The sequence below is a fragment of the Pseudomonas sp. Root71 genome, assembly GCF_001429045.1.
In the GTDB taxonomy this organism is placed as follows: domain Bacteria; phylum Pseudomonadota; class Gammaproteobacteria; order Pseudomonadales; family Pseudomonadaceae; genus Aquipseudomonas; species Aquipseudomonas monachiensis.
The window spans coordinates 263,266-276,299 of the sequence record NZ_LMHY01000029.1; the positions used below are offsets into that span (position 1 = coordinate 263,266).

The 13,034-nt window shown below is 58.5% G+C and carries 13 protein-coding genes and 1 pseudogene; 7 read left to right on the forward strand and 7 right to left on the reverse strand.

The features are described from left to right. Positions 1 to 31 precede the first annotated feature (31 nt). Positions 32 to 766: a thioesterase II family protein gene (locus ASD95_RS25025; protein WP_056722655.1), complete on the reverse strand. Its 735-nt coding sequence runs from the start codon at positions 764 to 766 to the stop codon at positions 32 to 34. A gap of 365 nt (positions 767 to 1,131) precedes the next feature. Beyond that, positions 1,132 to 1,290 (reverse strand): annotated as a pseudogene (locus tag ASD95_RS29295) (MFS transporter); the annotation flags it as partial. 256 nt (positions 1,291 to 1,546) lie between these two features. On the opposite strand from ASD95_RS29295, the gene ASD95_RS25035 reads away from it, so the two are divergent. From ASD95_RS25035 to ASD95_RS25055, 5 genes are all read left to right on the forward strand, one after another. Further along, complete coding sequence (locus ASD95_RS25035; RefSeq protein WP_056722658.1) at positions 1,547 to 3,370, forward strand: glycoside hydrolase family 15 protein; 1,824 nt, start codon at positions 1,547 to 1,549, stop codon at positions 3,368 to 3,370. 293 nt (positions 3,371 to 3,663) lie between these two features. Continuing rightward, positions 3,664 to 4,629, forward strand: coding sequence for an aminoglycoside phosphotransferase family protein (locus ASD95_RS25040; RefSeq protein ID WP_056722660.1), 966 nt, complete (start codon positions 3,664 to 3,666; stop codon positions 4,627 to 4,629). A gap of 206 nt (positions 4,630 to 4,835) precedes the next feature. Further along, on the forward strand, positions 4,836 to 5,225 hold the full coding sequence (locus ASD95_RS25045) for a hypothetical protein (RefSeq protein ID WP_056722662.1): 390 nt from the start codon (positions 4,836 to 4,838) through the stop codon (positions 5,223 to 5,225). A gap of 11 nt (positions 5,226 to 5,236) precedes the next feature. After that, entirely contained in the window at positions 5,237 to 5,869 is a 633-nt protein-coding gene (locus tag ASD95_RS25050) for a BRCT domain-containing protein (protein WP_056722664.1), read from the forward strand. 28 nt (positions 5,870 to 5,897) lie between these two features. Next, positions 5,898 to 6,797 (forward strand): alpha/beta fold hydrolase, encoded by a 900-nt coding sequence (locus tag ASD95_RS25055; RefSeq protein WP_056722666.1) that lies wholly within the window; start codon positions 5,898 to 5,900, stop codon positions 6,795 to 6,797. Here ASD95_RS25055 and ASD95_RS25060 read toward each other — a convergent pair. Continuing rightward, complete coding sequence (locus tag ASD95_RS25060; RefSeq protein WP_056722668.1) at positions 6,766 to 7,749, reverse strand: GlxA family transcriptional regulator; 984 nt, start codon at positions 7,747 to 7,749, stop codon at positions 6,766 to 6,768. The two genes, ASD95_RS25055 and ASD95_RS25060, sit on opposite strands and share 32 nt — an antisense overlap. Before the next feature lie 88 nt (positions 7,750 to 7,837). Here ASD95_RS25060 and inhA point away from each other — a divergent pair, with 88 nt between their 5' ends. Continuing rightward, positions 7,838 to 8,524 carry an isonitrile hydratase gene (gene inhA / locus ASD95_RS25065; RefSeq protein WP_056722670.1) on the forward strand — a complete coding sequence of 229 codons (687 nt, stop codon included), beginning with the start codon at positions 7,838 to 7,840 and terminating at the stop codon, positions 8,522 to 8,524. A 287-nt stretch (positions 8,525 to 8,811) separates the two neighbouring features. Here inhA and ASD95_RS25070 read toward each other — a convergent pair whose 3' ends face one another. Continuing rightward, positions 8,812 to 9,300, reverse strand: a complete 489-nt coding sequence (locus tag ASD95_RS25070) for an SRPBCC family protein (RefSeq protein WP_056722672.1) — start codon at positions 9,298 to 9,300, stop codon at positions 8,812 to 8,814. A gap of 277 nt (positions 9,301 to 9,577) precedes the next feature. On the opposite strand from ASD95_RS25070, the gene ASD95_RS25075 reads away from it, so the two are divergent. After that, positions 9,578 to 9,979: a lysozyme inhibitor LprI family protein gene (locus ASD95_RS25075; protein ID WP_056722674.1), complete on the forward strand. Its 402-nt coding sequence runs from the start codon at positions 9,578 to 9,580 to the stop codon at positions 9,977 to 9,979. Between the two features lie 149 nt (positions 9,980 to 10,128). Here the strand turns inward: ASD95_RS25075 and peaD are convergent, their stop codons facing one another. Genes peaD through peaB form a run of 3 tightly spaced genes read right to left on the reverse strand, consistent with a single transcriptional unit; the run spans position 10,129 to position 13,024 of the window. Next, a complete protein-coding gene (gene peaD / locus ASD95_RS25080) occupies positions 10,129 to 11,247 on the reverse strand; it encodes a quinohemoprotein amine dehydrogenase subunit beta (protein WP_056722676.1) in 1,119 nt (372 codons plus the stop codon). A 21-nt stretch (positions 11,248 to 11,268) separates the two neighbouring features. Next, a complete protein-coding gene (qhpC, locus tag ASD95_RS25085; RefSeq protein ID WP_008016081.1) occupies positions 11,269 to 11,592 on the reverse strand; it encodes a quinohemoprotein amine dehydrogenase subunit gamma in 324 nt (107 codons plus the stop codon). Between the two features lies 1 nt (position 11,593). Continuing rightward, entirely contained in the window at positions 11,594 to 13,024 is a 1,431-nt protein-coding gene (gene peaB, locus ASD95_RS25090; RefSeq protein ID WP_056722678.1) for a quinohemoprotein amine dehydrogenase maturation protein, read from the reverse strand. Positions 13,025 to 13,034: the final 10 nt, after the last annotated feature.

A 13,034-nucleotide genomic window follows, 5' to 3' on the forward strand; every position in this document is an offset into this window, starting at 1 on the left:
CACAGGGATCGGGTGAAATTTGAGAGTGGTGTTAACCCACGGCAGCCATGGAAAGCCGCCGATGATGCACCTCAAGCTGATCCTTGATCACCCGCAGGACCTTGGCTTCCTGCTCATGGATGAAGAAGTGCCCGCCCGCCAGCATGTCCACCGAAAAACTGCCACGGGTTTCCTGGCTCCAGCCGATCAACTGTTCGGCGCTGGCGCGATCGCTCTTGCCACCGAGAACATGCACCGGGCACTTGAGCAAGGGGCGTTGAATTGGCGCGAAACGCCCACAGAGCAGGAAGTCCGCACGCAGCACCGGCAGGGTCAGGCTCATCAACTCTTCGTTGGCCAGGATCTCTTCGCTGGTGCCGTTGAGGGTGCGCAGTTGCTCGATCAGTTCGGCGTCGGTCTTGGGCTGGGCGAAGCCCCGGTCGTAGTCGGCGCGCAGGGTCGGTGCGGCGGTGCCCGAGGCGAACAGCGCTACCGGCTCCGGGCAGCCCAGCGAGCGAAACGCATGGGCCATCTCGCAGGCCAGCAACGCGCCCATGCTGTGGCCGAACAATGCGTATGGCGCCTTGAGCGTGGTTTTTTGTTCCTGGGCCAATTGCAGCGCCAGGCGGCACATGTCGGTGTGCAAGGGCTCGCCGTACCGCGCGCCACGCCCCGGCAGTTCCACCGGTTGCAGCGTGAGCCACTGCGGCAGTTTGCGCCGCCAACGGCTATAGACCATGGCACTCGCGCCCGAATAGGGCAGGCACAGCAATGTCAGCGGGGTCACCGGGCTTTCCTCGAAAGTTGTCTGTTTGGAGAACGGACGAGGAGCCCAAAGAATTAGCCATGTGAGTAACCCTGTGGGAGCGAGCTTGCTCGCGATGACGGTGTGTCAGGCACTGATGATTTCGACTGATACTCCGCTATCGCGAGCAAGCTCGCTCCCACAGGGGGGCTGTTTCCAGCATTGGATGTTCATTTCAGATGGCGATAACTCGGAATCGCCGAACCGAGCACCACCGCCCCCGCCGCAATCGCCAGCCAGAACCCGCTGCGTGCGCCGAAGGCGTCCACCAACCAGCCGGAGCCGGCGGCGCCGAACGCCAACCCGGCCAGGCACGAGCCGATGGCATACACCGACAGCACGATGCTCGCCACCGCGCCGGCCATTGCGTAGCCACCCTGCACCTGCGAAAGCATGGTGATCAGGCCGATGCCGGTCATGGAAATCGGCATGCGCGCGATCATTGCGGCCAGCACGAAGGCGCCACTGCCAGGGGCTTTGAACAACTCGCGATAGGGGTTGGCCATGGGACGGGTCTCATCAGGGGACTGCACGTTGCCATAACGGCTGATTGCCGGGGAAGCAGCAATTTGTTGGTTGAATGTGAAGGCCCCATCGCGAGCAAGCTCGCTCCCACAATGGCCGGCGTACACCAGTCAACTGTGGGAGCGAGCTTGCTCGCGATGGGGTCAGAACAGACAACTCACACCCTTCGCCAAATGAACTCTCGCCCACCCAAACCAGTCAGCTATTTAGGCCCCCGGTTCCCGGAGTTTCGCGACAATGGTTGATCCCCCCGAACGCCAACGCCCCATCGACGCCCACGGCATCATCGGCGACATGCGCAGCGCGGCGCTGGTCAACGACAAGGGCAGCGTGGATTTTTTCTGCTGGCCGGAGTTCGACAGCCCGTCGATCTTCTGCTCGCTGCTGGACACCCCCGAAGCCGGAATTTTCCAGTTGGCGCCGGACTTGCCCGACGCCCGCCGCGAACAAATCTACCTGCCCGACACCAATGTGTTGCTGACCCGCTGGCTCAGTGATCGCGCCGTGGTCGAAGTCACCGACCTGCTACCGGTCGGTGACACCGAGGATGACCTGCCGCTGCTGATGCGGCGGATCCGTGTGGTCAGCGGCCGCGCCACCTTCCACATGCGCTGCGCCGTGCGCCATGACTACGCCCGCGCCTACACTCGCGCACGCCAGAACAAACAGGATGTGGTGTTTGAAGCTGCCGACCAACCGACTCTGCGGCTCTCTTCGGATCAGGCATTACGCATCGACGCCAACGTGGCGATCGCCGATTTCACCCTCGAACAAGACCAGACTGGTCAATTCCTGCTAGGCGCCCTCGACGATCCGCGCTTCAAGGAAGGTGCCGCGCAACTGTGCCTGGAGCGCACCCTGAAGTTCTGGCGCGACTGGATCGGCCAGTCCAACTACCGCGGCCGCTGGCGCGAAATGGTCAACCGCTCGGCCCTGGCGATGAAGCTGCTGACCTCGCGCAAACACGGCGCCATTCTCGCCGCCGCCACCTTCGGCCTGCCGGAAAGCCCGGGTGGCACACGTAACTGGGACTATCGCTTCACCTGGATCCGCGACGCCTCGTTCACCGTCTATGCGTTCATGCGCCTGGGCTTCGTCGAAGAGGCCAACGCCTATATGCGCTGGTTGCGCGGTCGGGTCAGCGACTGCCAGGGCAAGCCGATGAAACTCAATATCCTGTACGCCATCGACGGTCGCCAGGAGCTGCCGGAGATCGAGCTGGCGCACCTGTCTGGGCATGGTGGCGCACAACCGGTGCGCATCGGCAATCAGGCTTACGAACAAGTCCAGCTCGATATCTTTGGCGAGCTGATGGACGCGATTTACCTGGTCAACAAATACGGCGAAGCCATCTCCCATGAAGGCTGGAAACACACGGTGGAGGTGGTCGATCAGGTCTGTGAAACCTGGGAGCAGAAGGATGTCGGCATCTGGGAGATGCGCGGCGCGCAATATCATTTCCTGCATTCACGGCTGATGTGCTGGGTCGCCCTGGACCGCGCCATCCGCCTTGCTTCAAAACGCTCGCTGCCGGCCCCCTTCGCGCGTTGGGACCAGACCCGCCAGGCGATCTACGCCGACATCTGGGAGAACTTCTGGAATCAAGAGCGCGGGCATTTCGTCCAGCACATCGGCGGCACCGGCCTGGACGGTTCGATGCTGCTGATGCCGCTGGTGCGTTTCGTCAGCGCCCGCGACCCGCGCTGGCTGGCGACCCTGGAAGCCATCGAAAAGAGCCTGGTGCGCGACGGCATGGTCTACCGCTACCGCAACGACGACAGCCAGATCGACGGCCTGCCCGGCAGCGAAGGCGCCTTCGCCGCGTGCTCGTTCTGGTACGTCGAATGCCTGGCCCGCGCCGGCCAGCTCGACAAGGCCCACCTGGAGTTCGAACAACTGCTCAGGTACGCCAACCCGCTGGGGCTGTATGCCGAAGAATTCGACAGCCATGGGCGGCACATGGGCAACACACCGCAGGCATTGACCCATCTGGCGCTGATCAGTGCGGCGTGCTTTCTGGATAGGAGGTTGAGTGGGGAGAAGGTTGTTTGGCAGCCGTGAGATTTGATTGTCCCCCCAATAACCGCGTTAGCCGGCAGCACTTTGTATTTTTGCTGCACATAAGCCGATGTAGGACTGTTCCGAGAATACTGTCAGCAATATCAGATCTAAGTAGATCGGCGTAAAAAGATTTTTTCTGGGGGTACTATTTTAAAACCGCCGTCACATTCTGATATGTTTTTTGTTCCCACTACACACGCCAAGCCTTCTTGATATCTAGCCAATAGTGCCGACTAAAGTCACACAAAAACAAAACGCCCTCGTAATCTATCGTTTTTTTCAGGAGCCTGTACATGAATAGCCTGGACAGCCTAATGCGTTCAATCTCCGAGGCATACGATCTACACATAAAACACATGGAACTCATTTACGACGCAGTCAACAAAATATTCAGAATAACCAACGACAACGATTCGTTGATTTTCAAGATCTTCAATAAAAGAGACCATTCAAAACAAAGAATCTCTTTCGAAAGAAAAATCACATCTTATATATCATCCCACCAACCCAACAGCATCAATCCAATCCTTGCGAAAGCCCAGATAGAAAAAACCTACCTATACGAGAACCAGTTTTACTATGGCATTCTCACTCGTGAGTGCACTGGCAACCCGTACCTTAAAAATGCCGGAGCTCTGTCAGACGACTATCTGTTTGGCCAAGCACTATTCACATTGCATCACATTCCACCACCCCCATTCAGAAACCCAAAACACGATACCAGTAACGTTAAGCATCTAATATCAAAGCTTGGAAGCCCCAACCGTTCCCAAAAAACCATTCAATTAAAGGAAATCATACAAACCTTACACAACGATATAAATCTAACTACCCTATCCCATACCGAGTGTATGATGCGTTGTATTAGCCACGGAGATGCCTGGCCAGGAAACGCACTTTATTCTTCTAATGCGTGCACCCTGATTGACTTTGAGCACACCAGAATCTCTGACCCGGCATTTGATGTCGCTACGTTCATCTGGTGGCTCACGGGGAGCGAACACACGGAGTTAGAAAAACTCAAATCATGGAAAAAATTCATCAATGGATATGGTGAGTCTATAAAACAACTAATCAACAACAGCACACCAACACTAATAAAAACCAACCAACTAAGAAGCCTTATCTTCTTACACAACAACATAATCATTAACAAAGAAATACTTGAATACGCACAACACCAAACATTTCATCTACTAGATAAATTAACCCCACACCTAAAAAGCGAGCACCTACTAGAAGCCCTGTGGAAAAAATAATAAATGCAACCATCTCTGATATCTCATTGCTTGCAAAAACACTTACATACCTTTGAAACTTGTTAGCAAAATCACTCTCACTGCCCATTTCGTAACTTTCTTACACTTTGAAATACCTTGTTGCGTATCGTTACCTCCCCACCTAACATCCTTACTGAACGGGAACAGCGGAGCTGTCCAATACACCCCGAATTCAAGGAACCAGAATGACCCAACGCATCCAACGCAGCATCGACTCCCCGCTCCGAACCGGTTTGAACCGCGAAGAGCTCTGGGAGGCCGGTGACAAGGGCCTGATCAAATGCTGGGAAGTCGGCCGCCAGCGCGCCGCCCGATTCCCCGACCTCGCCCGACAGTGCCTCGCCGGCGAGCTGCCCGTACTGGGCTGGAAAGGCGGCGTCAGCCGCAGCCTGAAGAAACTCGAAAAATATGGCTCCCTTAAATACCTCGCACAGTGGCAAGGGTTGCGTGGGGAAGATCTGGATGTTGATTTGAGCGAAGAGCGGGCGCTGACTTGCTCGCGAACCGGGATGGTGGTGACGTTCACGCCGGATCGGGCGAAGTATTTCAATCAAATAGCGGAAGTTGAATCCTAGGAGCATGGACAATGGTCGATTTGCATCAGGAATTTCAAAACAGTGGATTCTTCCACGAAGCGCGCATTGATAGACGTTCAGCCGACGCACTGGTAGGCATCGCGGCTGGACTCGCTGCCGATGGCAGGATCAACCAACAGGAAGCCGAGTTTCTCAAGAGTTGGATCGAGGTTCATTTGTGTCATCTGGGTGATCCGGTCGTGAACATCCTCTATAAACGCCTCTCCAACATGCTGAGTGATGGCGTGCTGGACTCTGAAGAGTCGGCTGAGCTACTGGACATGCTGCACCAGTTTTCAGGTATCCCGGTTGGCTCTGACCAGATCTTCACAACACCTTGCAGTCTTCCACTCGATATCCCTGCACCCGCACTGAACTGGATTGATCGGGTTTTCCTGTTCACCGGCGTTATGGCTTACGGTCCGCGCAAAGAATGCGAATCGCTGATAGTCGAACGCGGCGGTCTGATTGGTGGTTCGGTCAGCAAAAAAATCAACTATCTGGTGGTCGGCAGCATCGGAAACGATCAATGGCTTAATAGCACTTATGGCACCAAGATCAAAAAAGCCGTTGAACTGAGAGAGAGCGGTGTTCCTATCGCGATCATCAGTGAAGAACACTGGCAAAGGGTGCTGTTCGGGTGACACAACTTTGGGCGCCAAGGGAGGTACGATGATTGAGCATCCACTAAAGACCGTCCGCACGACACAACTCGACATTACCTACGAAGAACACGGCCCCGCCACTGGCTACCCGATCATCCTGCTTCATGGCTTTCCCTATTCGCCACGTGCCTACGACGCAATCGCCCCCGCTCTCGCCGCTACCGGTTACCGCGTGATCGTTCCGTATCTACGGGGTTACGGCCCAACACGCTTCATCAACGCTGATACGCTGCGTTCCGGTCAGCAATCCGCCCTTGCCCAGGATTTGCTTGAGCTGATGGATGCCCTTTCCATTAAACAGGCGTCTCTCTGTGGCTACGATTGGGGCGGTCGGGCGGCGTGCATTGTGGCGGCACTGTGGCCGGAACGGGTGCGCTGCCTGGTTACGGGCGATGGCTATAACCTTCAGGACATCCCCCATTCGACACTGCCTCTGGCTCCTGAGTCCGAGCATCGCTACTGGTATCAGTACTATTTCCACACACCTCGTGGCGTCGCGGGCCTGACTGAAAATCGCCGCGCTTTGTGCGAATTACTCTGGAAACTGTGGTCACCCACCTGGGCCGACAGCGCTGCACGCTATCCGTTGAGCGCCCCGGCCTTCGACAACCCGGATTTCGTCGACGTTGTGATTCACTCCTACCGCCACCGTTATATGTATGCCCTTGGCGATCCAACGCTGGAATGGATGGAGCAGGCCCTGAGCAAACAACCGGGCATCAGCGTACCGACGATTTCCCTGTGCGGTGCCGATGACGGTGTCGGGCCAGCGCAAGACGTCGACGAAGATATCGGGCATTTCACCGGCCCCTATGAGCGCCGGATCTTGCCGGGCGTTGGCCACAACATTCCCGAAGAAGCACCAGACGCCACACTCAAGGCACTACTGGATCTGCTCCAACACTAACCGAAAACCGCTCCCGATAAGCCTGTGGCGTCACGCCCATGGCCCGCAGGAAGCTGCGGCGCAGGGTTTCTTCGCTGCCGAAGCCGCATTGCACCGCCACCCGTTTGATCGGCACGCCGGTATCGCTGAGCAAACGCCGCGCGGTTTCGACGCGGATCAGTTCGATGGCCCGGGCCGGGGTCTGGCCGGTGTCGGCGCGGTAGTGGCGCACGAAGCTGCGTTCGCTCATGCCGGCCTGCAAGGCCAGGGTCGGGATGCCCAGGTCGTGGGTCAGGTTTTCGCTGATCCAGGCGTGAAGTTCGTCGAAACGGTTGCCTTCCTGTTGCAGTGACAGGGTCACGCTGAATTGCGACTGGCCACCCGGACGCTTGAGAAACACCACCAGTTGCCGGGCGACTTCCAGGGCCATGGTGCGCCCCAGATCTTGTTCGACCATGGCCAACGCCAGGTCGATGCCGGCGGTCACCCCGGCCGAGGTCCAGACCGGGCCGTCGTTAATGAAGATCGGGTTGGGCTCGACGTGCAGTTGCGGGTGCTGCTGCGCCAATTGCTCGCAACGGGTCCAGTGGGTGACCACGCGCCGGCCGTCGAGCCAGCCGCTGGCCGCCAGCAGGAACGCACCGGTGCACACCGAGGCAACCCGCCGGCAGCCATGGGCATGTTCGCGCACCCAGGCGACCAACGGCGCATCTTCGGCCGCTGCGTAGACACCCCAGCCACCGGCGATGATCAGGGTATCGGTGCCCTCTTCCGGTAATGGTTCGGCCAACAGGGCCAACCCCGCCGACGACATCACCGCCCCGCCGCCGCTGACAATTACTGTCGGTGCATAGGGTGGCGGCAGGCCTTGCTGGCGGGCAATGTCGTTGGCCGAAGCGAAGACCTGCAACGGCCCGGTGACGTCGAGCAATTGCACGTTGGCGAAAGCGAGCACATGGATGGTTTTCGACATTTGGCGTAATTCGTTGGGATATTGGCGTATACGCCAAAGCCTACGAGCCTAAAGTCAAACCGTCCACCCACTTCACGAGAAAAACACCATGACGTTGCAGATCGGTTTTCTGTTGTTTCCTCAGGTGCAGCAACTGGACCTGACCGGCCCTTACGACGTACTGGCCTCGCTGCCGGATGTGAAAGTGCATCTGATCTGGAAAGACCTGATGCCGGTCACCGCCAGCACCGGCCTGCTGTTGAAACCGACCACCACTTTCGACGATTGCCCGGCACTGGACGTGATCTGCGTGCCCGGTGGCAGCGGCGTCGGCCCCTTGATGGAAGATGACCAGACCCTGGACTTTCTCAAGGCCCAGGCCGCCAACGCCCGGTACGTCACGTCGGTGTGCACCGGCTCGCTGGTGCTGGGCGCGGCGGGATTGCTCAAGGGCAAACGCGCCACCACTCACTGGGCGTATCACGAACTGCTCAAGCCACTGGGTGCAATTGCGGTGCAAGACCGGGTAGTTCGCGACGGCAATCTGCTGACCGGTGGTGGCATCACCGCCGGTATCGACTTCGCCCTGACCCTGGCCGCCGAGCTGTTCGACCAGGCCACCGCCGAGCTGGTGCAATTGCAACTGGAATACGCCCCAGCCCCGCCATTTACCGCGGGCAGCCCGGAGACGGCCCCGGCCAGCGTGCTGGAGGAGGCTCGCCAGCGGGCTGCCGGCTCGTTGAAACTGCGGGCGCAGATCACCGAGCGCGCGGCGGCGAAACTCGACCGACAGTGAAAAAATGGCGGCGGGAACCCGGTGCCTGCCGCCACGATGTTTTCACGCACCCACAAAAAAACCCGCCGAAGCGGGTTTTTCCAAGACCATGACGACTCCTTGTCGTAGCGTTCCTTGCATATGGTCGATCATCCATGATCCTGAGCACATCCTGTGCTTCAGTGGGTAAGGCCAGATTACGCTTCGGATCCAATTTGTAACAGGCGATATCACTACCATCGCGTGTAAGACATTCGCTATAAACCACCTTCCGAAACCCCCTGGACGCCTCAGGTTTCGAGCCAGCTTCAGCCACTCAGTTGTTCGTGGGACTTGGCATTGTCGATCAAAAACTGCTCGATATTGTTCATTTGCTCTTCCCAACCGCGACTGTCCATGCGGAAAGCCTTTTCGCGACGGGTCTGGGGAACGTGATCGAAACCGGACTCGGAGACCTTGAGCAACGTGCCTTCGTCCATGTCTTCGAGTTCGAATTTCACCAGGGTGGTGGGTTCCTGGGAGTAATCGACTTCAGGGTTCACGGCATACGGGTGCCAGCGAAACGAAAACAGTCGCTCCGGCTCGACCCGCTCTACCAGTACATTCCAGCGCAAATGCTCATAACCGGGATAGGTAATCTGCCCCTGGGTCCACTCGCCTGCCACAAAGCGCTTGCCCTCCAGCGCCACGCCAAACCACTGTCCGAACATTTCGGCATTGGCCAGCACACGCCAGACCTGCGAACGCTTGGCCTTGAGCAGGACTTTCCTTTCGATGCGATCAGATGCTGGGTTCATAAGTCACCTCCTGTACTTGAACAGTAGGTCAGTAAGACCACAAGACCAACTTTAAAGTTGTACCAATGGGAATATGCAATCAACCACGCCTGAGATATTCGGTCGCATTTGCGCGGATAAGTTCTGGGGCAATCGCAAAGTCAGAGGGCGAAACGGCTAACGTTCCGTCTCGAAACAGCATCGAAAAGGATAGCGACATGAACAACCTGCGCGGCAGTTGCCTGTGTCTCTCGGCGCTACACTGCACCTCTCTTTCGGTCACAACGAGCACTCCAGCATGAACCCACGCTTACTCTTGGCACTGACGCCCCTGTTGTTCACCTCCATGGCGTTCGCCGTGGACTGCGAAAACGCCAGCGACCAGGCGACGATGAACCAGTGCGCGGCGCAGCAGCATGCGGCCGCCGACAAGGAATTGAATGCGCTGTACCAGCAGATCACTTCGCGGCTCAAGAGCAACCCGGACGGCAAGAAGCAGTTGGTGGGTGCGCAGCGGGCGTGGGTGGCGTTCCGCGATGCCGAGTGCAGGTTCTCGGCGTCCGGGGTGGAAGGCGGGAGTGTGTATCCGCTGATCTACGGCAACTGCACCACGGAGCTGACCAAGGCACGGGTTCAGACGTTCAAGCAGTACTTGAAGTGTCAGGAGGGGGATTTGAGTTGTCCGGTGCCGGGGGTTTGATTTTTGCTGTTTTTGCGGTGTTTTTGAGGGCCTCTTCGCGGGCAAGCCCGCTCCCACAGGGTTCAGGGGTGTTCACACGATAGTGATCACACTGCATATCCACTGTGGGAGCGGGCTTGCCCGCGAAGGCGTCAGTTCAGGCGCGGCAATTACCGGACAAAAATCTGCGCCGTGGTAATCGCCATGTCCCCGCCCGGCAGCTTGATGCTGCCCGTTTGCTTGAGGCTGTCGGCATCAAAGATCGCCACGTCGTTGAAGGTTCCCGCCAGGTAGATCTTGCTGCCGTCCTTGTTGAAGGAAATGCAGTAGTACGAGTGATCGAGCGTGGCGGACTGGAGCATCTTCTTCTGTTTGATGTCGTACTTGGCCAGGCGGTTGAGCACGCCGAACATCAGGTTCGGGTCCTTGGGCGAGCGCATGCCGCTGAAGTAGATTTCGGTCAAGGGCCCGAAGTCGGTGGTTTCGGTCTTGCCGGTCTTCAGGTCGACACTGAACAGGCCGTACAGGTATTCGGCGGTGGCCGGGTCCTGTTTCTTGTCCTTGAACTTCGCCGCGGTGTACAGCAGCGAGAAGTCATGCCGGTACGTTTGCTGGTTCCACACGTAGAGCACGTCCGGCGCGCTGTAATTCGGGCGCTTCCAGTGGCGGCTGGGGATCAGCACGTCGAACTTGCCGGTCTGTACATTGACCTTGTAGACGTCCGCCCCGGCCACGTACAGCGTGCCGTCGTCACCGCTCTGCATGATGGTCAGCTGGCGCGGCGCCGGGAAACTGCGCACAGGCTTGGCGTCCATGCCGGCGTCGGTCTTGTACACGTCGAGCCGCGGCTGCTGCACTTCGTAGCGATCGTTCATCATCAGCGTCGGGTTGGCGACGGTGTACAGCTCCTTGCCGTCGTGGCTGAGGGTGAAGGCGAACATCGAGCGCGCTTTTTCCCCCGGCTTCTGGGCGATGCTGGCGTGGAACACCTGCTTGCAGTTGTCCAGTTCGACACCGTAGACGTCCGCATAGTGATTGTTCAGCACGTAGGCGGTCTTGCGGTCCGGCGACAATTGCACGGTGCCGGGGCCGAAGGCATCGGGCATCTTGCAGGTCTTGAACAGGGTGTCGGTGGCCAGGTCGATCACGTGCAGGTTGTTCGGGTAGTTCGTGGTCAACATGTACTCGTGACCATATTGCAGTGCGGTGTTTTCATCGGCCAGAACACTGACCGAACAGCTGCTCAGAACGGCGAACGCGGCCAGGCCGCAGGCTTTGATATTACGCATGCTGGAATCCTTCTTCTGTGATCACTTGTCTTTGGGGAAGACAGTGCCGAGGTTGCGCCAGTTGTCGTTGGACGCCTGGGCATCCTTGTTCCAGTCCGGGTAGGTGCTCATCATGTCGGGCACCTGGGCCGGCCACCAGCAGGGGTCGGAGCAACCGTAGAGGTCGGCTTCCATCGGCTGGCACAGCGACGACACGCCGCCAAACGCATCGATTTCCCAGCCCGGATCGGTGGTTGAGGCACAGCCCGCCACGGAGCTCATGGCCACCACTTCTTCAATGCGGTTCTCGTCCGCGGCCTGATCCAGCTTCAACGCTTTGTTATTGATTGCCTTGAGATGTTTCATATCAGTGAGCCTTGCGCGGAGTGATGTAACTGCTGATGAACGCAGGGTTATTGGCCATGATCCGGGTGTAGACCTCGATGCCGAAGTCGACCCAGTCACGCATCAGTTCGCAGTAGTGATAGGTCGGGTGGGTCGGATCGCCGTAGCGGGCGTAGCTCTCGTGGTAGCAGCCGCCGGAACACAGGTTGCGGATCTGGCAGTCCTCGCAGCCGGTGTTGGTGCGGTCCAGGCGCTGGGACAGGAAGTCGTTCAACTCCACCTGCTTCACACCGCTGTGGACGTTGCCGAAGGTCGGCAGGCTCGAACCGGTAAAGCGGTGGCACAGGTTCAGCTCGCCCTTGTGATCCACCGCCAGCATCTTCAGGCCCGCGCCGCACGGCAGGGCTTTCTTGTGGCCTTCGTGGATGTCGGTGATGAGCTGGTGCAGGTTGGAGAAACCGATGTTGCGGTGCTCCAGCGCCGCTTCCAGATAGCGTCGACCGAGGGCCTTCATGTTGGCGAACACCTGCACCAGTTCATCGCTGGTGAGGTTGAAGCTGCTGATGTCGCCGGAGGTCACCGGGGCAAAGCCGACTTCGGCAAAACCCAGTTCGTTGAACAGGTGATCCCAGATGGTTTCAACATCGGTCACGCCGGTGGTCAGGGTCACCCGCGCACCGACCGGACGGCTGTTGTAGCGCGACAGCAGCATCTCGGCCTTGCGCCGCACCACGTCGTACGTGCCCTGCCCGCCTACGGTGATGCGGTTGCGGTCGTGCACGGTTTTCGGCCCGTCGATGCTCACCGACAGCCCGAAACGGTGGGCGTTGAGGTAGTCCACGGTTTCTTCGGTGAGCAGCGTGGCGTTGGTGGTCATGACGAATTCGACGAACTTGCCCGCCTCGCGAAAACGCTTCTCACAGTAGTCGACCATGTACTCAATCAGCTTGCGGTTGCTCAGCGGTTCGCCGCCGAAGAACACCACGGTGAAACGCTCTTCGTCCGGGGATTCGCGCAGCAGCATTTCCACCGAGGCGATCGCCGTTTCGACGTCCATCTTCTTGCCCGCCGACGGCTTGTCGAGGTCTTCCTTGTAGCAGTAGGTGCAGCTCAGGTTGCAGCCGGTGTTGACGTTGAGCACCACGGTATTGATCGCCGTGCGCTCGACGCGCTTGGTGGCGATGTCCGGAGTCAGCGGCGAACCGTCGCTGACCAGTTCCAGGGCCATCAGCTCGCGCAGGGTCTCGGTGATTTCCTCGCCGCTGAAACGCGCGGCCAGGCGCTGGATCAGGTCGTCCGAGGAACAACCGGGCCCACGCAAGGTGTCGATGATGGTGCCCGTCAGTTCATCGCTGGCGAACAGCGAACTGCTGGGGATGTGAAACAGCATGCGGTCGGCATCGACCTGCACTTCGTGCAGGTTGCGTTCGACCAGATTCAATATGGCGCCCATAACCAACCTC